Below are 21,606 nucleotides of genomic sequence, written 5' to 3'. Positions count from 1 at the left end.
ACCTGATCTTACAGATCAGGTCTCTTACATCGCTGTATTCACTTTAAGTATAGTTCAGGGTGCTGCTTCATATCCAGCATAAACTGCTTCAGCCCTTCACGCCAATGCGGTAAATCTTGTAGTTGGTTTAGGCGGATAGCCAGATGATCCATCGTTGAATTAGCTGGACGCGGAGCGGGCCGTGGAAACTCTGCCGTCGTGCAAGGTTGCAATTCAGCCGTTATCTCTAGTCCCAATTGTTCACGGGCTTCTTCAAAAATGGCCTCTGTGAATTCATACCATGTACAAGAGCCGCTGTTGGAGGTATGATATAAACCGTATTTTTCTGTGGAGATGAGGTTTATCAAGAACTGTGCCAGATCTATCGTGTAGGTGGGGGAACCCTTTTGATCGTTAACCACCTTTAATAACGGTTTTTCCTGACCTAGACGGAGCATCGTCTTTACAAAATTATTCCCGTGAAGACCAAATACCCAAGAAGTTCTCACGATAAACCACTTAGAGCAGAAGTCCCGAATCATTTGCTCGCCTGCCAGCTTGGAGCGGCCATAAATCGTTTGCGGGTCGGTGTCGTCATACTCAACATAAGCCATCTCACTAGTACCATTAAAAACATAATCCGTACTGATATAAACTACGGTGGTACCCATCTTTTCGGCGGATACAGCAATATTACGCGTACCTGTGGCATTCACAAGATAAGCACCGTCCGTATCGCTTTCGGCTGCATCCACAGCCGTATAAGCCGCACAATGAATGATGACATCCGGATTATGAGAAGAAATTACCTGTCGGCATTGCTCCAAGTTCGTAATATCTAGCTCAGCTCGTCCGCAGCCGACAACCTCATGTCCAGCATCAGCTAGTACATGTATTACATCCCGCCCTAACTGTCCGTTTGCCCCGGTTACAAGTACCTTCATTTAATTTCACCCAACCGATTGCCGTACTGCTGGGTCATATAATCCCGATAAGCTCCGGACTGGATACGCGTCCACCAATCCTTATGGTTCAAAAACCACTGAATCGTTTCCTTAATACCCGTCTCGAAATTATGCTTTGGCTTCCAGCCCAGCTCATTCATAATTTTTGTAGGATCAATGCCATAACGGCGGTCGTGGCCTGGACGGTCTGCCACGTAAGTAATCAGTGACTCTGGTTTGCCAAGCTCTCTCAGGATTGTTTGTACAATATGCAGATTTGTCCGCTCATTGTTGCCCCCTATATTATAAACCTCACCTATTTTCCCCTGATGAATAACCAGATCGATCGCACTGCAATGATCCTCGACATACAGCCAATCACGGATATTGAGGCCATCGCCGTAGACAGGCAGGGATTCATCATTTAGGGCACGAGAAATAATCAGTGGGATCAGCTTCTCAGGGAATTGGTATGGACCGTAATTGTTCGAGCAGCGGGTAATGTTAACCGGGAGACCAAAGGTCTCATGGTAAGCTCTTACGAGCATATCCCCGCCTGCTTTGCTGGCAGAATACGGGCTATTCGGTGCTAGTGGCGTCGTTTCAGAGAACAAACCTGTTTCGCCCAAGGACCCATATACTTCATCCGTGGAAACTTGAACAAATTTGGTCACACCATAATTTTTGGCTGCATCCAGAAGAACCTGTGTCCCCATGACATTGGTATTCACAAAGATTTCCGGTTCCAGAATACTGCGATCTACGTGTGACTCTGCCGCGAAATTAACAACCACATCGATGCCTTTTTGGAAAACTACATCTACTGCTGTTTTGTCAGCAATATCTGCTTGGACGAATGAGTAGTTAGGGTGGTGTTGAACGGATTTTAAGTTTTCAAGGTTGCCTGCATACGTAAGTGTATCCATGTTAATGATCTGGTAATTCGGATGCTGCTGAATCATATATAAAATAAAGTTACTGCCGATAAAACCGGCGCCGCCGGTAACAAGAAGTTTCATCCTCACTGCCCCCTAGTCAAAATTCATCTCTGCGTCTTTCAGCAGCGGGTGCCGCTGGTCTTTGTCCGATAAAATCGGATTCGACGTTGGCCAATCAATCCCCAAAGCCGGATCATTCCATAATATGCCGCGGTCATTCTCGGGGGAATAATATTCGTCCACTTTATAGAGGACCTGGGTATTAGGTACAAGAGTACAAAAACCATGAGCAAAGCCTTTAGGTACTAGCAGCTGACGAAGGTTATGCTCGCTCAAAATGATACCGACCCACTGACCAAAGGTAGGAGAGCTTTTTCTAATATCTACGATCACATCGTAAATAGCACCTGTTAGGACACGTATGAGTTTGGTTTGAGCCTTAGGGTTGAGCTGATAATGAAGACCACGCAGAACTCCAGCCTCAGCGGATAAAGATTGGTTGTCTTGGATGAAGTTATAGGTAATGCCATTCTGCTTAAATAATGATTCATTGTAACTCTCCATGAAGAAGCCACGGCTGTCACCGTGGACCTTTGGTTCAATCACCAAAGCTTCGTTTAAGGATAAGCGAATAATATTCATATCTCTACCTCCTACCAGCTACTAGACTTTAAACTTGCCAAATTCCTCGGTAAATATTAGATTATGTGCCAACTCATTTGCTCTTGCAAGAGAGGAGTGTGTTCCAGCATCTGTCCACCATCCGTTTAAAACATCATAGGAGAGCTCACCTCTTGCAATATATGCATTGTTAACATCTGTGATCTCAAGCTCTCCGCGTGCCGAAGGCTTTAGTGTTTTAACAATATCAAAAACGTGATGATCGAACATATAAATACCAGTAACTGCATAATTAGATTTCGGATTAGATGGTTTTTCTTCAATTGAAATAATTCTATCACCTTGAAGCTCAGGTACACCAAATCGTTTAGGGTCTTCTACTTTCTGAATTAAAATTTTGGCTCCATGTTGCTGCTCTCTAAAATTCCGAACGAATGGTGATAGATCGTCTTCAAAAACATTGTCACCAAGGATGACAACCATTTGATCAATTCCAACAAAGCTTTCAGCAAGATCCAATGCTTGAGCGATCCCGCCTGCTTCATCCTGAACTTTATAAGTAAAGGTAACTCCCATATCACTACCGCTTCCTAAAAGATTTACAACATCACCCATATGTTCCTTCCCTGTTACGATTAAAATATCCTGTACATCCGCTTGTTTCAACTTATGTACAGCATGAAAGATCATCGGGTATTTTCCAACGGGAAGTAGATGTTTATTAGTTACTTTAGTTAAAGGATACAAGCGTGAGCCAGTACCGCCAGCTAGTATTATACCTTTCATTTAGAATACCTCCTAATTGATTATTAATTTGTGGCTATGAAAATAACACCAATCAGTATAAGTGAAGCTCCTATCCACTTCATTAATGATACTGGTTCATTAAACATATATACAGCAGCAAAGATACCAAGAATATAGGCTATGGATTGTGTTGGATAGGCTATGCTTAAAGGAATTCTCGACAAAACAACAAACCATATTAAAGTAGCTATCACATAAAGCATAAGACCAGAGAATATTATCGGATTAAAAATTGCTTTCCAGGATTGCGCAAGGCTTACTCCTCCCATTCTTTCTAAACCAACTTTGAAGAGTATTTGACCTCCGGATAACATAATTACATTTAATCCTAACAAAAGATAACTGAATGCAACGCTATTTTTTAACATCCCTATCCTCGCTCTTCAACTTTAATTGTACAGATAACATTTCTACATTTCTCTTCATAATTCCAATTTCTTGAGTTAGATCTTTAATTTTGTTATTGGCTTTAGAGATTTCCAATGTTGCAGAAAAGGAAATACATATCAAACCAAAAATTGAGAACAAAAATAATGTGTTTACCGGTAGTTCTATTCCAAGCAATTCAGAGAAAAAGTCAAAAACTTTAGGGAATATGGATAATATGAATAATAACACTACAACAGCGATCCAAAGAATAGAATATTTTAATTCTAGTCTGTATCTTCTCAGAAGGTTTATTAGTAAAACTACGCAAAGTAGCGAAGAAGCTATTAATATTACTTGTAATTTAAACGAGATCATAGTTCCTCCTTAAGAAACTTGCTTTCTCATTCGATCTATAAGTATAGCTAGTGATACTTTAGTCATGTAATATACGGATTTCAAAGAAGTAATGGATGATTCACCTTGTAACCTCGGTTCCATCATTACAGGAATCTCTGTAATCTTAAAATTATTACGTTTCAAGAACATAATAGATTCAGGTTCAGGATAATCAGTTGGATATCTTTTGGAGAATAGTTGGATAACCCGCCTATCACATGCTCTGAATCCAGATGTTGGATCAGTAATCAATTGTCCAGTAAGCATCTTTAAAAGTTTAGAAAAATAGCGAATTCCCAATCTTCTCATTGTTGTAGATTGAAATCCTTTTTTATTAATATATCTTGAACCAATAACTAAGTTAGCCTCCCCCCTAAGAATTGGACTAACGAGATTTTCGATATAAATTGGATTATGTTGGCCATCCCCATCTAGTTGAATAGCAATATCATAATTATTATTCAGAGCGAATTTATATCCTGTCTGTACAGCGCCACCAATTCCTAGATTGCATGGTAGATCTATCAAATGCACATTATAGTTTCTACATATTTGAGAGGTATTATCAGTAGAACAATCATTAATCACAAGAATATCTAGATCAGTATTATAAATACTATTTATCTTTTGGAGGGTTGTTTCGATATTTCCTCCCTCATTAAAGGCTGGTATTATTACCAATATCCTCATTTTTTTGTTATCCCTCCCTTTCACTTTATATATAAATAATCCACTAATTTTGTAATGCTAGTTACATATTCCTGAAATCCAGACGAGTAAGCGTAAAGAATCATTGATATTAAGTGACATTACTTCTAATAATACCGACTATATATAAGGCTAATTGACATTAAATTAAATAAAATCATTAAGAATGCAGCCGAATAATAAACGTAGTTTGTATGTTTCTGGAAAATGTATTTGAATCCATAAATCAATACTAAATTAATTGGAACAAGAGAAGTGAACAAATATCGCCCTTGAAGCATGAAATTATGGTATTCACTGAAATAAATAATCTCTACTAGATATAAAAACAATACATTCCCTATAGAAAAAAGCAAACAAAACAAAACTATTTTATAATTTTCTCTTCTGCGAATTATGCCATACACTGCCCCAGTTAATCCCGTAATCACTATTAGAGCAACCAATTTATAAATCAAAATCGAATTGAATCGAGTATCTAACCACCCAAATTTAGCCCAATATGTCCGTATCCATAAATCGAAGAATCTATTCCTGCCTGCTTCATTTAAAAAGGCATTTTGAAAATACCATTTCAAACCAAGTGACACATCACCTTGTGGTTGCATTGATACGCCACCAGTGAAAGAACCATAGTGTCTCAAACTAAAGAAGGCCCATGGAAGGTATAAAATAAGCATCGGCACAGAAACAATCACAGCAGAACGCAGTGTAAATTTAATTCCGTATTTTTTTATGAAAATTAAGAGAGCTGAGAATAAAATAAATCCACAAACGTATACCATATGAGCTTTAATAATCAAACCAAATCCACAAAGTAAACCACCGATGATAAGTGTTTTTTTACTAATAGATCCTGTTGATATAGTAAACAGCCAAAGCAAAAGGGCTATAGAAACAACATCCATCATAATATCATTGTTTACCGCTGAACCAATCATTGAAAACATCGGGTGCATGCCCGTTGTAATTGCTAAAACCGAAGCTAAAAAATTTGAGTTTGGCTCCATTTTTTTCCCAGCGAAATACGCCAATGTAACAGCGACCAAACTTAACAATACTGAAAATATTCTAACAGCATAAAACCGAAAAATTATTGTGGTTTCATATCCCAATTTGTAAAATAAGGATGCGAAAAAGTAATAACCTGGCGGATACCCTGCGGCAAGATTACTTCCATCAGAAACACGTTGTAACGGGTTATTGTTTTCAGGCTTTGAGAGCATGTCATAAATAGGTTGATTGGTGCTATACTTTGACTCTGGCTTGAAGGCAACTTCATTAAGTTTAACAGCCATTGTAAACAAGTTTAGCTCATGAGAAAAAGATTGTTCAGATGTTTGGATAGGCATCCTGTTTTCTTCACCCATAAATTGGACATATGCAAAATGTACAGGCTCATCAGGGTTTTGTAAGGGGGGAATAATGAATGTCCAAACCAACCCTTTTATCAGCATAATGGTTAATATAATCCAGAGCGCAAAATTCTTCTTCACTAAATACCCCGCCTTGACTTCAACATCTCAATGTTATTTTTTTAAGTAGTTTCAACATGAATTCTCACTAAAGAAGCGAGGGAAATGTTCAAATTGCTCACTAATTTATCATGTCAGCCATTTTCTCTAGTATCAATCACTTAGAGTAGGGACAAGATACAAATATGTAGAGTGCGATTCCCCTAATATCAAGCTGTATTTCTACTTTATTAAAGAACCCTCTATGTTTAGAGCATACCCTGTATCCAATGAAAGATTAGGATTATAGTAAGGATCTTCTAGTAGAATATTCCCCCATTTATTTTGCAGGTATAATGCCTCTTTGTTTAATCTAATTAATTTCTCATTAGATAATAAATCATCACCTCTAGTTTTTGATTCATGATGAATCATCTGAACATAAGGCAACCAAATATTCAAGTAACTTTCAGATCTTAGCTTCAGACAAAAATCAACATCATTGTAAGCAACTGATAATTTTTCATCCATACCGCCTACTTCTAGATATAACTTTTTTTTCACCATTAAACATGCAGCTGTTACAGCAGATACATTCTTGACAGATAACATCGCCCCAAAATATCCTGGATCAGTTATTGGACGATTGTGATGTCCATCTCCGGCAGCTCTTTGTTTACCTAAACCGAGAGTTAAACCAGAATGTTGGATCGTTTTATCAGGGTACATTAAAAAGGCACCTACTGCCCCAATCTCTTCTCTTACTGCCTGTCCTACCATATCATCAAACCAATTAGTGCTAATAACCTCAATGTCATCATTTAATAATAAGAGAAGCTCTCCACTCGCATTTTCAACAGCTATATTATTTATTCTTGCGTAATTAAATGGTTCATCAACTGTTATGATTTTTAATTGATCCTTAAGGATACTCTTCCATTTTTCAAAAAGTAAATATGTATCTCTTAGAGAACTTCCATTATTAACAATAATAATCTCATATTTTTTATCCAACAGTGTTTTCGTTAATGAATTCAAACATTGATCTAGCAATACGCCGTCTCTAGTAGGAATAATTATGCTAACCAGTGAATCAACTCTATTATTATAGTGCACTCTATAAAAATTCGAGTAACCTTCGAGTTCCTCAATGTAACCATCAATCCCTCTTCGTTGTATAGCATCATTAACTGCTTTTAGTCCGGCATAATGTGTGTAGTTTTTAGCTCCTGGACCAGACGCGGTCGATTCAGGAATAGTTCTCCAGTGATATAGAATTTTAGGAATATGGTAGATGTTGTGAGTTAGTTCGCTTACTCTCAAAGCTAAATCGAAATCCTGACTACCTTCTAACCCTTTTCTAAATCCTCCAATTTTCTTAACCAAAGATGTACGATACACTCCAAAATGGCAAACATACATATGTGTCATTAATAAATCAGGTGACCAGTCTGGTTTAAAAAATGGCGAGTTTCTCACACCTTCTACACTAATCTTGTCTTCATCACTATAAATCATATCAGCATCTGGATGTTCATTAAGGAGTCTGACATTTTCATATAATGCATCAATTGATAACTCGTCATCATTATCAAGTAACCCAATGAATTCTCCCTGTGAAATACTAAGAGCAGTATTTGATGATTCAGAGATGTGCCCATTCTTTTCTCTGAAGACTACCTTTATTCGGGCATCACGTTCTGAATACTCCCTAAGTACTTTCTTAATATGGGGTTTAGGTGAAGCATCATCAGCAATACATAGTTCCCAGTTAGGATAGATCTGATTAATCACTGAATCAATACATTTCCGTAACCAAACCTCATCAACATTATATACCGGCAAAATTATTGAGATTAACGGCTTGTATGTAAATTGCTCGACTTCTCCGTTAATCTTTAATTTCTCCTCATCTGACAATTGATTTTGTATAATCCATATCTGGTAATCCTGAGCACTAGTTTCTGAATCTATCCCCAATGTACTCTTTGCCTTTCTCCATATTGCCTTGAGCCCTTGAGTTTTGTAAGTTCTATAAGTTTTATTTATTATATTTTTAAAGGTTACTAAACTACCTCCTCTTTCCATGAGAATTCTACTGAACGATGCTAACAATACATCTAACCTTGTCGTTTTTCTGAAATACAGATTCTCCAAACCAAAAGTTAGCTCTCTTTCCCCAGGATCCAACCGAAGATTGGTCGTTCCTACGGGGATGTATATAAATTGTTCATGTTTCAAGTTTCCAGGCATTATAGTACATATGACTTTACTATCTTTTTCAGAAAATCCTTCTCCAATATCCCAGTATATCTTCATTGGGATGTACTCTTCAGACTGGGAGCAATATGAAATTTTATTCCATCCCCCAAAAAAATTACCTTCGAGTAAAAAGGCAGGATCATTGCCTTCGGAGACCCATTTTCCCTCTAACTTTCTTAGATCTGAGATAGGTTCTAGTCTTATTTTCGTCTTGATTCTAAATATGCCAGTTATCACAGAAGTTATTTTATTTTTAAATCTCCCCAATTTCAAAACCTACACTCCTCTTAAGTCTTAATAGTCCTTTTAATCAACTTCCAAACCCTAGAGTTATAAATTCGATTTAACTCATTACTTTTTAGTTCTAACTGCTCTCTAACAATCCTCATCTCATTTTCATTATTAGACTCTATAGTCCTCACTTGCGATTGAAGTGTCTCCAACTCTAGTTGCATTCTTTTTAATTCTTCCTCTTTTTGTTCAAGTAATACAAAAGCTTCATTTTGTTTATTAGTTATCTCAGACACTACATTATTCAATCTGTTAATTTCAGTTAATCTGTTCTCACAGATATCATTTAATGTAAGAATATCATTCTTAATCTCAGGAATAAGAACTCGATAATCATCAAAGAACCTTAAAACATCGAATTCTATACGTTTCAGAGTAACATTAGAATCGAACTTAATAATTATCTGTGGATCGTCCTCTTCAAAAAGATAATTATTTTTATGATTAAAACTATAGTTTCCTGATATCGTATATCGTGAAAATGCTTCGCCAATATTATCAACTAGCCTTATGTTATATATTTTAAAAACGCCCATATAATTAGAGGGATCAATTCTAATCGAGGCAATAGAATTGTGATAATTAACTTCCTTAGAAAAGTGTCTCACCGTATGTCCGTGAATATGTTTTATAATATGACTGTTTTGCTCATTGAACCCATGTCCTTCATCAATGAAAACTTGAATATGATCAGGCTCATCCTCTTTATTAATTAATTGTTCCATTGGAACATTCTGCTTTGGATTCATAAGAGTTGCAAGTCTATAAAAATTAATTACTAATTCATTGATTTTAGTTATTCTATCTGGAGGAATGTCACAGAGAGGGTTCATTTGAACAGCCTCAATACTTCTTTCCTTACCCACAACAAATATTTTCCGGTAGGAGCTATCAGTAAAGTCATAATCAAATAAATATCTATTATAATAATCGTCAATTTCCTGTCGATACATTAATAACTCAGGATTGGAAGCAGCAATAAAATGAACTCCCATTAATTTTTCCCAAACATCTATATTCCCATGATTAAAAACGCAATACGGATAATGGTTGTTTTTCAGTTGACTTTCCAACTCTTCTTGTTTCGGCAAACCATTTGCTGAATGTTCCTCTAACCAAATAAAATCAGTTTTAAAGAAAAGATTATATATTTTATTTACTCTCTTTTCAGCTTCAATTACCTCCGGTGAATAAAACGGTGCAGTAAGTACAAAGAACTGAGAGCTAACTCGATATAACTCATTAATAAAATCCTCCCTTTTTCTTGGAGGAATATGTTCAAACACATCTAAGGCTACTACTATATCAAATGAATCATTTGAAAAGGACATTTCCGTTGCATCGCCCAAAATGTATTGCGGATTATTTAAAAGCTGATCGGGAATTTGTATATCCAGATAAAATATCATGTCATCTGGCAAAAACAATTCTAGGTTCTGATGCTCATTAGCTCCGACCTCAAGGATTCTAAACACTTCTTTTTTCGTACGAAGACGATTTATTAGATTCGCAACATTCTTGTATCGTTGATACTGATCAAAAGAAATATTGATCATTTTATCACTTCCCATCTATGGTTCAAATAAACGAGACCCTCCGAAAAATAATCATTTGTAACTACAAATTGACTGGCATTCTCCTTATAATTCAAACAGATTAAACCTTCATTGCTAAATATCCCAACATCAATACAATAGGTACCTCCCATCAATGGAAGCTTCGGAACTATATATTTTATACTGTGTCTCCCAAAACTTTTCGGGATCTCTATTTTTTCCAAGTGAGTATTAGGACCAAAAATATAGTCTCTTTTGGGTGTATAAAGGGCTACTCCAATTAATAAATCTTCGATAAAGTCTTCATATACTTCATAGATAACTTCAATTTCTAATTGGTCGAAGGATTTAAGTTCGTCTTTGAAAATATTGACGTTAGTGATGGATGCAAGAATATTAGGGTCTTCAGGCAATACAATGTTTTCCTCATTACTTACATTATAAGATTTATTAACATCAGCTGAGTTTGTATTCGCAGTCCCAAAATAATCATTGCCATGCTTCATGTAATCTTCATATAAATCTACAATCTCACTCGATGCACCTTCAGCCTTAACCTTACCTTCTTTAATCCACACTGCTTTGTTACAAAATCTCTTTACTTGTTCCGTTGCATGGGATACAAATAATATAGTCGTCCCTTTCGACTTCAATTCCTTCATTTTTTCAATACATTTTGTTTGAAATCTAATATCTCCTACTGCCAATGCCTCGTCAACGATTAGAATATCTGGTTCAACATTAATAGAAACAGCAAATGCTAGTCTTGCAAACATTCCACTTGAATACACTTTTACGGGCTGTTCTATAAATGTTCCTATATCAGCAAAATCTATAATTGAATTGATTTTCTCATCCATTTCTTCCCTAGTGTATCCCATCATTAATCCATTCAAATAAATATTTTCTCTACCAGTATATTCAGGATTAAAACCAGCACCGAGTTCAAGAATAGCGGATACTTTCCCATTTACAAAAATCTCCCCAGAACTTGGAGATATAACACCGGTGATAAGCTTAAGTAATGTGGATTTACCCGATCCATTTTTCCCAAGTATCCCCACTGCATCGCCCTTATTTACAACAAAAGACACATCGTTTATTGCATTAAATTCCTGGTGGTATTTTTTTTTATAGGGATTCAGGGATTCCTTTAAACGATCTATTGGTTTATTATACAGTCTGTACTTTTTGACAATGTTTTTAACCTCTATAATAGGTTCCATAAAATATTCAACTCCTAAAGTACGTCAGCAAAGTGAGGCTTCAATTTTCTAAACACCACTGTCCCTAAAGTAAAAATGCTTAAACATACTATCCAAAAATACAATGTTTCATATGGTCTTTCATAAAACAGTATCTTGTCAATGAAAGTATCTCTATAGCCCTGTACAATATAAAAAACAGGATTAAGCTTAAAGATATATGCCCAGAAGTCTGACAACATAGTTACCGGCCATCCGATAGGGGTAAACCAAAACCCCATTTGTAGAATTATAGTTATAATTTGACCTAAATCTTTGAAAAATAACACTACTGCAGCTGTTAGAATTGATAACGATAGAACCAAAACTATCAAGCAAACAGAGTAATAAAGAAATTGAAAATTATAGATTTTCGGATAGTAACTGTATGCAGCAAATACAACGAATAGAAAACCAATAAAAAATAAATGAACAAATAAAGCAGAAACTATTTTCACTACAGGCAAGAGTTCAATTTTAAACACAACTTTTTTTACTAAGTAACTATATTCTTGTAATGAATTTGTAGCGCCTGAGAATGCTTCTGCGAAAAAAAACCAAGGAACGATACCTGTGATGAACCATAGAATAAATGGAACTTCTGAAACATTGCCGCTTCTTAGCCCTACTTGGAAAACAAACCAATATGTAAGAATAGTCAAAAGAGGATTTACAAATCCCCAAATGACTCCAAGATACGATGAGGCGTATTTAGTTTTAAAATCATTTCTCGCTAAGTTTAAAATTAAGCGGTTATTAGCAGTAATAGTTCTCAAAAATTGGAAACTAGTTTTCAGGTATCTAGTTATAAATACAATAAGACCACTAAAAATAATACTAATAACAATGTTTTTAGTCTTATGAACATAGCTCGTTTTATGCACCGAATCATGGATGAATTGCTGTACGCTGAATTCTACATAAGGGTCTTTCCCCAAAGAATACATCTCTAGCTGATCTTCAATCACATTCTCCAGTTGAACTTGATTATACGAAGTTTTTTCTAGCTCATTCAAATAAATAGGCACTTGTGAATTAGCATTAATAACCAACGAACGAAGAAGTATGTTACCTTTTTTCATTCCAAAGTCAATTCGTAGTTGACTTGTATCCTTTGGAATTTGATACTCGAGAGTTTTCCATTCTCCTGGCGTATTATAGTTCATATGTAAAGAATTTTGTTCTTCCCATCCTAAATTAGCTTTAGAATAAAAAACTTGATAATCATCTGAGAACTCTGATTTCACATCAAAGCTTAGTATGACATCGAAATTAGATCGATTATATATTTCCAGGATAGAAAAGGAACCTATCATTGCTATTACCGCTATTGCAAACAAAAGAATTCTCTTAAAACGACTCATTGCACTTCCCCTTAATTCATTTGGTTTACTTTTGAGAATCAATTTTGACTTCTGAATCTATATTTCCCAAGATAATGTTTCCTAGCTTGGTTATATTATTATTCATATGCTAAAATATTGTCGTATCTACAAGAAAAGGAGCTAATTACGTTGTCGAATCCAGTATACGGTAAAAAAGCCGCTGAGTCGAGGATAGAAGGAAAGAGACCTGCTGTGTTCTGGGTGTTAATTTCAGGAATTATCTTATTTCTGTTCTGGACACCTTTCCAAACGGCTCTATTTAACGGTCAAGAGTTACAATTTGAAAAACCGATTTTTTGGGCTGCTATACTAGCAACTCTACTATTATTTCTTTGGATCGCACAATTTTATAAAAGCATCCAACTCAAGGATGAAAGAGATTGGCTTGCTGTGGGTGTGCTTTTACTACCTCTAACTTACATACTCTCACTCATCAGCGCGGCTTCCCATAGTCTTGCCATGAATATGATCATCATAAATTGTATTTATGCCATTATGTTCATCATTGGATTGTACGTTCTTCGTGACAAATTAGGAAATCGAATCATTCAAAGCACAATTATGGCTGTAGCATATCTTATTGTTGGTTTTGGTCTACTCCATTGGTTTGGCCAGGGTAAGACTGCCGGAGCTATTGCAAAATGGTTTTCTAACACGGTTTTAAACGGCACGTATACTCATGCGGTCATGACCGACTCTAATGGTCTTCGTCTGACTTCGGTATTCCAGTACGCGAATACTTATGCAGCCTTTCTAATGGCTTTCTTGTTTGCAGCAGTCTTTTTCATTACGACATCAAAAAAATGGTACAGCCAAGCTTTTCATAGCTTTATGCTAGTACCCATCATAGTATCGCTACTCTTGACGTTATCTCGAGGCGGTCTGGTGATGTTACCTGTTGTATTTGTTCTGTTGCTCCTTTTCCTGAAGCCAGCTAAACAATTGATGTGGATCCTATACTGCGGTATAGCAGGCGTTGCTTCACTAATCATATCCAAACCGGTAACAGAGCTGGGCTTGAGTTTAAATGAAGCCTTCAGCAGTAGTGGCGCCTTTAAAGGTTGGGGAATCTTACTTGGTGCGTCCGCTGCTGTGGGCCTTCTTGGATGGGTCATTCAAAGTTTCATCGCTCCAAAACTAAATAAAGCATTAAGTAATTGGTCCACTAAAAAGGCCTCCAACATGTGGATTCCCATCGGCTCATTAGTTATTGGGGGGCTGCTGATCTTCCTATTCATCGGCACCAGTCTGAAGAATGTTTTACCACAAAATATTAGTGTCCGCCTTGAGAACATTAACTTTAACCAGCACAGTGTTCTTGAACGATTTACTTTCTATAAAGATGCCATGAAGGTGCTAGCAGACTACCCTATCATCGGAGCCGGCGGGGGAGCATGGGCATCTCTCTATGAGCAATACCAGAACAACCCTTATACAAGTCGTCAAGCGCATAACTTCTTTTTACAGTACTTGATCGAGGTCGGAATTGTCGGATTTTTGATATTCATGTCGTTTATCCTATATATTTTCTATAAGTATATTCGCGGCTATGTCAAAGGCAATGAAGAAGATCGCAATCGTCATTTCCTTTATCTCATCATCGTCCTTTCGATTTTGATTCACAGTATTTTGGACTTTAACATGAGTTATGTGTTCATGGGGATTCTTGTATTCCTGGGGCTTGGCGGAATGGCTGCCGTAATGGACAGCAAACCAATCAAAAAATGGAGTGTACAGGATTCAACAGCAAGAAATATCTACACAGCTGTTGTAGGCCTTGCTTCTATTATTGTACTGATCACTTCCATCCGTTATGTACAGGCTGCCGAAGCTGGTATGGAAGCTCGTAGAGTTGTCCAGGTTAGTACATCGTTTGAAGAGATTAAAGCTCCACTGGACAAAGATCTCAGCATTCGGCCTAGCCATACAGAATCCGTCCTGCTACTTAACTCATTATATCAATCAGTTTACCAGCAGACTCAGGATGAAAGTTTCATTCAACTATCTTCGAATCTCTTAAATCAGGCACTTGAAGACGAGCCCTATAATAAATCCATACTGAACCGATTGGTACAGAGTTATGAAATGATCCAACAACCAGAACAAGCTTATGACATACTTGTGAATAATGCCTATAAATTTAAATGGGACATCAATTGGTATGAGCAGATCATCAATAAAGGGTATGACCTTGGAATGAAAGCCTTAGGAGAAGGGGATGCTGCCGGAAAAGAGAAGTACTTTAATTTTGCAACAGAGGGCTTTGTTAAAGTACAAGAAGGTATTAAGCATTTAGCTACACTACCGGAAGGGCAACTACAAGGTAATCCTTTCGAAAACACACCCGACATGATTCTCCATACAGGCAAAATGTACTTCATGATGAATCAACCGGAGCAAGCAGCGGAAGCACTTAAGCTTGGCATACAAGAAGATCTCTCGCAAACAACCCAACAAGAAATTGTTCGTTGGTATCTGGCAGCATTGCAAAAGCAAAACTTAAGCGATGATGCCCTTATGGGGAAACTAACTCAAGTTGATCCGAATGCGAAGCAAAATGTTCAACAGCTTGCTGATCTTCAATTCTAATTAAAAAGGGACAGTTCGTGGTAGAAAACCTCTACCCAACTGTCCCTTCTTTCATATGTTAAGTCATATTAGATTACGTACTTTCGCCAAAACTCCACTTAAATATGCAATCAAGTCCTCTCTCAAATATTCTCGCTGCAATGCATAATGAATGCTGGTTTCAATAAATCCCAACTTCTCGCCGACATCATGGCGCATCCCGTCAAAATGATATGCATAGATCGGGCTGCGTTCAGCCAAGGCTGAAAGCGCATCTGTCAGTTGAATTTCCCCGTTCTTTCCAACCTCCTGATTCTCTAGCAGGTCGAAGATTTCCAGCGGCAAAATATAGCGGCCCATGATGGCCAGGTTAGAAGTCGCCTCAGCACGGGACGGCTTCTCTACCAACCTCGACGTTTCATAGATTCGTTCTGATTTCTGAAGTCCATCTACGATCCCGTAACGGTCCACTTCGTCCCAGGATACCGGCTGAACGCCTACAATGGCAGATTGATAGGTGTCGTAGACTTTCATCATCTGTTTTAGGCAAGGGACTTCCGATTCCACGATATCATCGCCTAGCAACACCGCAAAAGGTTCATCTCCAATGAACTTACGTGCGCACCAAATGGCATGACCCAGCCCCTTAGGCTCCTTTTGACGGATATAATGGATATCTGCCATGTTGGAGGGCTTACGCACTTCTTCGAGGAGGTTCCATTTCCCATTCTCTGCTAGGTTATGTTCCAGCTCAAATGAAGAATCAAAGTGATCCTCAATCGCCCGCTTCCCCTTACCCGTCACAATAATAATGTCCTCAATGCCGGAAGCGACCGCTTCCTCGATGATGTATTGTATGGTCGGCTTGTCCACAATCGGAAGCATCTCTTTCGGCATCGCTTTCGTGGCTGGCAGGAACCGCGTACCAAGTCCAGCGGCGGGTATGATCGCTTTACGAATGTTCATCTTATCTCCTCCATTCCCGTAGTCCCAATATATTGATGCCATTGTACCATGAGTCTGACCAACCCATCGATTAAAATAGGTTTTTGTCAAAGGCAGGCAGCTCATTGTCCGTGCTTTAGCAGCTTAGGCGGTGTTACCTTTCTCTTCACCTTATCGGTTTTGATGTGGCAATTTTCAAGGTGGGGCCGATAACTGGAAATGACACCTCCCAGTTTTATCCATGGAAATGACCAAGCCCCCTCCGATATACTAGTACGAAACTTCGATGGACCAAAAAGCCAAAGGAGCTGGTTGCTGATGAAAGAGAGAGACTCCTATTTCGATAACCTCAAATTCATATTGATCTTGTTGGTGGTCGTAGGGCATCTCATCGAGNATCAGTTCATTTACTCGTTTCATATGCCGCTGTTTATTTTTGCGGCCGGTTATTTTGCCAAATGCATTCAATTCCCAAACAATACGTCGGCCTGCTGTCGGGACTGGTCGTGCCGTATTTCATATTCGAGACGCTCTATACCCTGTTCGACTATTACATGCAAGGCTTGGATCGGCTCGATTTCACGTTCTTTTACCCCAATTGGATCCTGTGGTTCCTGTTCAGCATGATGCTGTGGAAAATGCTTCTGCCGTACCTGCTGATGCTCAAATACCCGCTCGTCGTCTGTTTCGCGATGTCCATCATGCTCGGGTACTCGATCGATGTCGACTATTACGCGAGCATTTCGCGCACGCTGTACTTCCTGCCTTTTTTTCTCGTCGGATATATTTTCAAAAGGGAATGGCTGGATGCCATCAAGACCCGGCCATTTCAGCTGCTATCGATTATCCTGCTATCTGCCGGACTTGTCTTCCTGTACGTCATATCGCCGATCCTGCCAACTAACTGGTTCTACGGGGCGATGCCTTACCTGGAGTTCGGCTTGGACTCGTGGTATGCAGGCTTCTACCGTATGATCACCTACGCCTTCTCCGTCATCATGGGACTGTGCGTCCTCTCCCTCATTCCGGAGTCGGATACGCCCTTCACCGACCGGGGGGTCAATACCATGTACGTCTTTTTGCTTCACGGGTTCATCGTCAAAACGATGCAGCATCTGAGCTGGTTTGAAGCGTTCCGGTCCGCGGGAGGCAAGCTGCTGCTGATCCTGTTCGGCGCCCTTTTAACCTGGCTGCTATCCTCGTCCTGGATCAAACGCGGCTTCGGTTGGATCGTCGAGCCGAGCGTCGGGTTTCTATTCCATTATCGATCCAAGCACCGCCATGAACGAGCTGAAATGAAGCGTTCCGACGCAAAAAGGAGTGATGCCTAACTTGGCATCACTCCTTTTATTTATGAGCTTTAAATTGCTCGGTATATAAGCAATACTTATACTTCCTTACTTCACCAACTGCCGCCCCCCGAGTTTGAATAGACGAACTCCTTTCGAAATCAGAGTTCCTAATTAAAACAAAGCAACGAATTACAGTTGTTAGTCGCTATTGTAGACCCTCTCAAATTGATCTACTTTTACATTTATATAGTACAATATATCATTGGTTGTTGCAGATAATATTGGCTCAATGTAGTAATAGACATTGATAATTGCTCAACCATGGGCTGAAGTCGGAGACTTTGGCTGCTCTGGATGTATTGGGAATCGGGTTTGAATGTTTCCGAGTTCTCCATGAGCCCTATGCGCATAGTTTTCCATTATTCGCGATTACGAAGCTCATCAGGACTGACTTGAATGGTTCTATTCGTTAGACCTTATTAAGCGCATCATTCAACTCCGGACTCAAAAACGTATTCAAGGTGGTCCAATCTTTATAATTAACGGAGATGTTAAATCGCTGTTCTTCCTCTCCGACCACGTGTCCCTCCATATTAACCTGGGAAGCCACATAGGTAGGGAGCATCTCTTGTTTCGTTATTCGGACCTCTAAACCGTACTCTTCTTGAAAGTGCGTAATTGCCACCTTTTGTGCTTCCTCTATAATTGCTGTTTGATCATTTCCCTTCACGTCTTTACACCCCCCAAGGACTACAGCCAATAAGGTAAGTAACCCGAGCCAAAGCATATATTTTTTAGAAATCATATTCCCCCACCTTTTTACTCTTAATCCATAACAAGCTGTTCTCTCGATACTATCACTAAATAAAACAATAGATTCCAATTATAAACAATTGTCGTATAAATCTCACCATGCGTATAGGGGACTGAAGTCCCGAATGCAGCGCACATGAAGCACCCCTCATCCTATTCTAAAAACAAAAAAACATGCCTGACCCTTTCAAAGGTCAGACATGTTGTATACAATCCGTTCCTTACTTCACCAACTGCCCCCGCGTAACGCCAAGCTGGTTGGTGGCCTTCAGCTTCTTCCACACCTGGGTGCCGCTGATCTCACCGCGCAGGGCGCGGTTGTAGAGATCGATGACCTCGTGGACTTGCTCCGGCGTTTCCTCGAGGAACTCCACGCGGTAGCTGGATACGCCTAGCTCCATGAAGTTGGCCAAGTACTCGGCACCGGATTGCTCGATGGCATTGTACACGGTGTTACGGCAGCCTTCGTCGACCCGTACCGGGTGGGACATGCCGATCCGGTCCTGCAGGGACACGCGGCTCTCTTCGCACGGACGACCGCAGTTCGTGAAGTCTGTTCCTTCGCTGAGGAACGTACAGTACACGCAGTGCCCGGTATGGAACATCGGCAGATGCTGATGGATAACGATCTCCATCTTGGACGTGTCGGCCTTGCCGAGAAGATCCACCATTTGCTGGATGTTCAGGTCATAGGAAGGCGTGACGGTGTCGCATCCGGCTTCGACGAACAGGTCAACCGCCTTGTGGTTGGCAATGTTCAAGGAGAAGTCGCCGATCAGCCGGGGATGCTTCGCCCCCGGGTTCTCCATCCGCTGGCGCAGATAGAAATACAGCGCACCGGTATTGCGCACCAGCACAGCGTCCGGCTGGAGGCGCAGAATGTTGTTATGGTAGCCGTTCTCGCCCGGCATGTGAATGCGCGGCGTTGCCAGCGCAATCTGTTTGCCGGCTGCACGCACGGCTTCCACCGCTGCCGGGAACTGCTTGATGAATTCGAAGTCGGCGTAGATCATCTCAACGCCGGCCGCAAGCGCAGCCTCAACCTGCGGGAGGCTGCGGCACAGCGCGGTGAGCTTCGCCTCACCGCGAGCCACGGGCGCTGCGGGCACAGCCGCATCGCCATACACCGACACCGCCCGTTTCACGTACACGGGCGGCTTCGGCCGCTCGCCAGCGAGCAGCTCCACCGCACGGCGGCGGATGCTGTTGAGCTCGCGAATCGGCACGATGACGTCGCCGTACAGATCGACGTCGAGTGCCTCGAGCTGGAACACCGTTCCGCCCAGGCGGCCAAGCTGCTCCTCCAGGATCTCCTGGCTGAGCGGCCGCTTCTGGGCTATCTCCAGTTCCAGCTCCGAATCCACTTGGACCGTCGTGCCCTTCTGCACATCGGTCCACCAGGTAGACAGCGGCTGTCCGGGACGTCCGCTGATACGCACATGTAGCGGGAATACCCGGTACGGCTTCTCCGTCTCGTACGTCTGACGGAGGCGCTTATCCAGCGCCGGATCGTTCGTCTTCCAGATCCGGTCGCCCACATGCAGCTTGCGCAGGTCCACGTCGCTCCGGCCGGGAACGATATCGACGATCCAGCCTTCCTGCGCTTCGCCCTCCAGCTTGACGCCTTTGCGGCGCACGTCGTAGACGCGTCCGCCTTCTTCTTTTTTCGTTGGGTCGCCGGCATCGAACACAATACCATCTCCACGCTTCAGCGGCGCATCCAGCTTGCAGACGACACCGTCACGCAGAATTTGTTCCACCCGGCCGAGGTACACACCGCGGCTTTTCGGGAACGTACCCTCAACCAGCTTCTTATTGTTCGTTCCATCCAGGAAGCCATGCGTGAAGCCGCGGGAGAAGCTCTGCTGCAGCTCGCGAACCTCTTCCTTGCTCGGTCTCGCATCTTCGCCGTCAAAATACCGGTCGATCGCCTTCCGATACTTGCTCACAACGTTAGCCACGTACTCTGGAGTCTTCAACCGGCCCTCAATCTTGAACGAGGTCACGCCCGCTTCAATCAGCTCCGGCATCAGATCAATCGCAGCCAGATCTTTCGGTGAGAGCAAGTAGGCGACGTCGCCCATTGGTTTCTGCTCACCATCCACGATCAGATCGTACGGCAGACGACAGGCCTGCGCGCACTCTCCGCGGTTGGCAGATCGGCCGCCCCACATTTCGGAAGTCAGGCATTGGCCCGAATAGGATACGCATAGCGCACCATGCACGAATACTTCCATTGGGAGCTTCGCCTGCTCCCCGATCTTCTGGATTTGCTTCAGATTGTTCTCGCGTCCCAGTACGACACGTTCCATATTGAACGGTTTCGTGAACTCAACGGCCTCCGGCGACGTAATCGTCATTTGCGTAGAACCATGGATCGGGAAGTCCGGGGAAATCTCGCGAATCATTTTTACCAGACCCAAATCCTGCACAATCACCGCATCCACGCCTGCATCTACGCACGCATCGATCAGTTCCTTGGCATCCTCCAGTTCGTTCTCGAACACCAGAATATTGAAGGTCAGGAACCCCTTAACCCCATAACTGTGCAAGAAGGCCATAATCTCGGATAGCTCGTCCATCCGGAAATTGTTCGCCCGTGCGCGCGCATTAAATTTCTCGACCCCAAAAAAGATCGCGTCCGCCCCATTCGCCACCGCGGCCCGCATGCAATCCCAATCCCCTGCCGGTGCCAGCAGCTCCACGTCTTCTCTTCGTAGTGCTTTCGTGTCCATCTATATCCTCCCAGGCCGGTTCAAGCCGGCGTGCTGTGTACTACTATTCTTTCATTGAAACCTGCAAGCCATACTCTATGTTCATAGAACAGGGCCTCCGACATCTATATCAATTGATTTTGTAAATGCTTCGAAAGCTTTTCAACTTATCTAGTTTACCAAAAGTCCGGCTTCTCTTCTACCTGCTAACTTGATTTCCACACTTTTGATAGTGTTGCCATAATCCGCATAGCACTCTGCTTCGTAAAAACAAAAACAAGCCCTCCCATCGGAAGGCTTGCCTCACATCTTCCGCAGCG

The 21,606-nt window shown here is 40.9% G+C and carries 17 protein-coding genes and 1 pseudogene; 3 read left to right on the top strand and 15 right to left on the bottom strand.

Annotation, left to right across the window (positions count from 1 at the left end; all coding sequences use genetic code 11):
- Positions 1–38: 38 nt before the first annotated feature.
- The 12 genes from rfbD to ACPV3A_RS01255 all read right to left on the bottom strand — a co-directional run bounded on the left by rfbD (position 39) and on the right by ACPV3A_RS01255 (position 12,933).
- Positions 39–923: a dTDP-4-dehydrorhamnose reductase gene (gene rfbD / locus ACPV3A_RS01310; RefSeq protein WP_426197950.1), complete on the bottom strand. Its 885-nt coding sequence runs from the start codon at positions 921–923 to the stop codon at positions 39–41.
- Positions 920–1,942 (bottom strand): dTDP-glucose 4,6-dehydratase, encoded by a 1,023-nt coding sequence (gene rfbB, locus ACPV3A_RS01305; RefSeq protein ID WP_426197949.1) that lies wholly within the window; start codon positions 1,940–1,942, stop codon positions 920–922. The genes rfbD and rfbB overlap by 4 nt, the downstream gene beginning before the upstream one ends.
- Before the next feature lie 12 nt (positions 1,943–1,954).
- On the bottom strand, positions 1,955–2,503 hold the full coding sequence (gene rfbC, locus ACPV3A_RS01300) for a dTDP-4-dehydrorhamnose 3,5-epimerase (protein ID WP_426197948.1): 549 nt from the start codon (positions 2,501–2,503) through the stop codon (positions 1,955–1,957).
- Positions 2,504–2,524: 21 nt separating this feature from the next.
- Positions 2,525–3,268 carry a sugar phosphate nucleotidyltransferase gene (locus ACPV3A_RS01295; protein ID WP_426197947.1) on the bottom strand — a complete coding sequence of 248 codons (744 nt, stop codon included), beginning with the start codon at positions 3,266–3,268 and terminating at the stop codon, positions 2,525–2,527.
- A gap of 23 nt (positions 3,269–3,291) precedes the next feature.
- Entirely contained in the window at positions 3,292–3,657 is a 366-nt protein-coding gene (locus ACPV3A_RS01290; RefSeq protein ID WP_426197946.1) for an EamA family transporter, read from the bottom strand.
- Complete coding sequence (locus ACPV3A_RS01285) at positions 3,644–4,033, bottom strand: DUF2304 domain-containing protein (protein ID WP_426197945.1); 390 nt, start codon at positions 4,031–4,033, stop codon at positions 3,644–3,646. The genes ACPV3A_RS01290 and ACPV3A_RS01285 overlap by 14 nt, the downstream gene beginning before the upstream one ends.
- A 9-nt stretch (positions 4,034–4,042) precedes the next feature.
- A complete protein-coding gene (locus ACPV3A_RS01280; protein ID WP_426197944.1) occupies positions 4,043–4,744 on the bottom strand; it encodes a glycosyltransferase family 2 protein in 702 nt (233 codons plus the stop codon).
- Between the two features lie 125 nt (positions 4,745–4,869).
- Positions 4,870–6,258: a DUF2142 domain-containing protein gene (locus tag ACPV3A_RS01275; RefSeq protein WP_426197943.1), complete on the bottom strand. Its 1,389-nt coding sequence runs from the start codon at positions 6,256–6,258 to the stop codon at positions 4,870–4,872.
- A 201-nt stretch (positions 6,259–6,459) separates the two neighbouring features.
- Complete coding sequence (locus ACPV3A_RS01270) at positions 6,460–8,751, bottom strand: glycosyltransferase family 2 protein (protein ID WP_426197942.1); 2,292 nt, start codon at positions 8,749–8,751, stop codon at positions 6,460–6,462.
- A 14-nt stretch (positions 8,752–8,765) separates the two neighbouring features.
- On the bottom strand, positions 8,766–10,325 hold the full coding sequence (locus ACPV3A_RS01265; RefSeq protein ID WP_426197941.1) for a methyltransferase domain-containing protein: 1,560 nt from the start codon (positions 10,323–10,325) through the stop codon (positions 8,766–8,768).
- Positions 10,322–11,551, bottom strand: a complete 1,230-nt coding sequence (locus tag ACPV3A_RS01260; RefSeq protein ID WP_426197940.1) for an ABC transporter ATP-binding protein — start codon at positions 11,549–11,551, stop codon at positions 10,322–10,324. The genes ACPV3A_RS01265 and ACPV3A_RS01260 overlap by 4 nt, the downstream gene beginning before the upstream one ends.
- A 14-nt stretch (positions 11,552–11,565) precedes the next feature.
- A complete protein-coding gene (locus tag ACPV3A_RS01255; RefSeq protein WP_426197939.1) occupies positions 11,566–12,933 on the bottom strand; it encodes an ABC transporter permease in 1,368 nt (455 codons plus the stop codon).
- Positions 12,934–13,083: 150 nt separating this feature from the next.
- Between ACPV3A_RS01255 and ACPV3A_RS01250 the strand changes: the two genes are divergently transcribed.
- Complete coding sequence (locus ACPV3A_RS01250) at positions 13,084–15,543, top strand: O-antigen ligase family protein (protein WP_426197938.1); 2,460 nt, start codon at positions 13,084–13,086, stop codon at positions 15,541–15,543.
- A gap of 63 nt (positions 15,544–15,606) precedes the next feature.
- On the opposite strand, the gene galU is transcribed toward ACPV3A_RS01250, so the two are convergent.
- Entirely contained in the window at positions 15,607–16,488 is an 882-nt protein-coding gene (gene galU, locus ACPV3A_RS01245; protein WP_426197937.1) for a UTP--glucose-1-phosphate uridylyltransferase GalU, read from the bottom strand.
- 198 nt (positions 16,489–16,686) lie between these two features.
- On the opposite strand from galU, the pseudogene ACPV3A_RS01240 reads away from it, so the two are divergent.
- Both ACPV3A_RS01240 and ACPV3A_RS01235 read left to right on the top strand, forming a co-directional pair.
- A pseudogene (locus ACPV3A_RS01240) lies at positions 16,687–16,866 on the top strand (hypothetical protein); the annotation flags it as partial.
- 59 nt (positions 16,867–16,925) lie between these two features.
- Positions 16,926–17,798, top strand: a complete 873-nt coding sequence (locus tag ACPV3A_RS01235) for an acyltransferase family protein (RefSeq protein WP_426197975.1) — start codon at positions 16,926–16,928, stop codon at positions 17,796–17,798.
- Positions 17,799–18,228: 430 nt separating this feature from the next.
- Here ACPV3A_RS01235 and ACPV3A_RS01230 read toward each other — a convergent pair whose 3' ends face one another.
- Together ACPV3A_RS01230 and ACPV3A_RS01225 are read right to left on the bottom strand one after the other, a co-directional pair.
- The gene (locus ACPV3A_RS01230) at positions 18,229–18,489 is read right to left on the bottom strand and encodes a hypothetical protein (RefSeq protein ID WP_426197936.1); all 261 of its coding nucleotides are present in this window, start codon (positions 18,487–18,489) and stop codon (positions 18,229–18,231) included.
- Between the two features lie 304 nt (positions 18,490–18,793).
- Complete coding sequence (locus ACPV3A_RS01225) at positions 18,794–21,307, bottom strand: DUF3656 domain-containing U32 family peptidase (RefSeq protein WP_426197935.1); 2,514 nt, start codon at positions 21,305–21,307, stop codon at positions 18,794–18,796.
- Positions 21,308–21,606: the final 299 nt, after the last annotated feature.

Origin of the sequence: Paenibacillus sp. Dod16 (assembly GCF_049893405.1) — a bacterium.
Lineage (GTDB): Bacteria > Bacillota > Bacilli > Paenibacillales > Paenibacillaceae > Paenibacillus_AQ.
This window is presented reverse-complemented; position numbering and strand designations above follow the sequence as displayed.

What these genes read in the sequence shown, in the direction of transcription:
- ACPV3A_RS01225 (WP_426197935.1), bottom strand. Translation starts at nt 21,307, where the DNA reads ATGGACACGAAAGCACTACGAAGAGAAGACGTGGAGCTGCTGGCACCG.
- rfbD (WP_426197950.1), bottom strand. Translation starts at nt 923, where the DNA reads ATGAAGGTACTTGTAACCGGGGCAAACGGACAGTTAGGGCGGGATGTA.
- rfbB (WP_426197949.1), bottom strand. Translation starts at nt 1,942, where the DNA reads ATGAAACTTCTTGTTACCGGCGGCGCCGGTTTTATCGGCAGTAACTTT.
- ACPV3A_RS01295 (WP_426197947.1), bottom strand. Translation starts at nt 3,268, where the DNA reads ATGAAAGGTATAATACTAGCTGGCGGTACTGGCTCACGCTTGTATCCT.
- galU (WP_426197937.1), bottom strand. Translation starts at nt 16,488, where the DNA reads ATGAACATTCGTAAAGCGATCATACCCGCCGCTGGACTTGGTACGCGG.
- ACPV3A_RS01280 (WP_426197944.1), bottom strand. Translation starts at nt 4,744, where the DNA reads ATGAGGATATTGGTAATAATACCAGCCTTTAATGAGGGAGGAAATATC.
- ACPV3A_RS01285 (WP_426197945.1), bottom strand. Translation starts at nt 4,033, where the DNA reads ATGATCTCGTTTAAATTACAAGTAATATTAATAGCTTCTTCGCTACTT.
- ACPV3A_RS01290 (WP_426197946.1), bottom strand. Translation starts at nt 3,657, where the DNA reads ATGTTAAAAAATAGCGTTGCATTCAGTTATCTTTTGTTAGGATTAAAT.
- ACPV3A_RS01265 (WP_426197941.1), bottom strand. Translation starts at nt 10,325, where the DNA reads ATGATCAATATTTCTTTTGATCAGTATCAACGATACAAGAATGTTGCG.
- ACPV3A_RS01235 (WP_426197975.1), top strand. Translation starts at nt 16,926, where the DNA reads ATGCATTCAATTCCCAAACAATACGTCGGCCTGCTGTCGGGACTGGTC.
- ACPV3A_RS01260 (WP_426197940.1), bottom strand. Translation starts at nt 11,551, where the DNA reads ATGGAACCTATTATAGAGGTTAAAAACATTGTCAAAAAGTACAGACTG.
- ACPV3A_RS01255 (WP_426197939.1), bottom strand. Translation starts at nt 12,933, where the DNA reads ATGAGTCGTTTTAAGAGAATTCTTTTGTTTGCAATAGCGGTAATAGCA.
- rfbC (WP_426197948.1), bottom strand. Translation starts at nt 2,503, where the DNA reads ATGAATATTATTCGCTTATCCTTAAACGAAGCTTTGGTGATTGAACCA.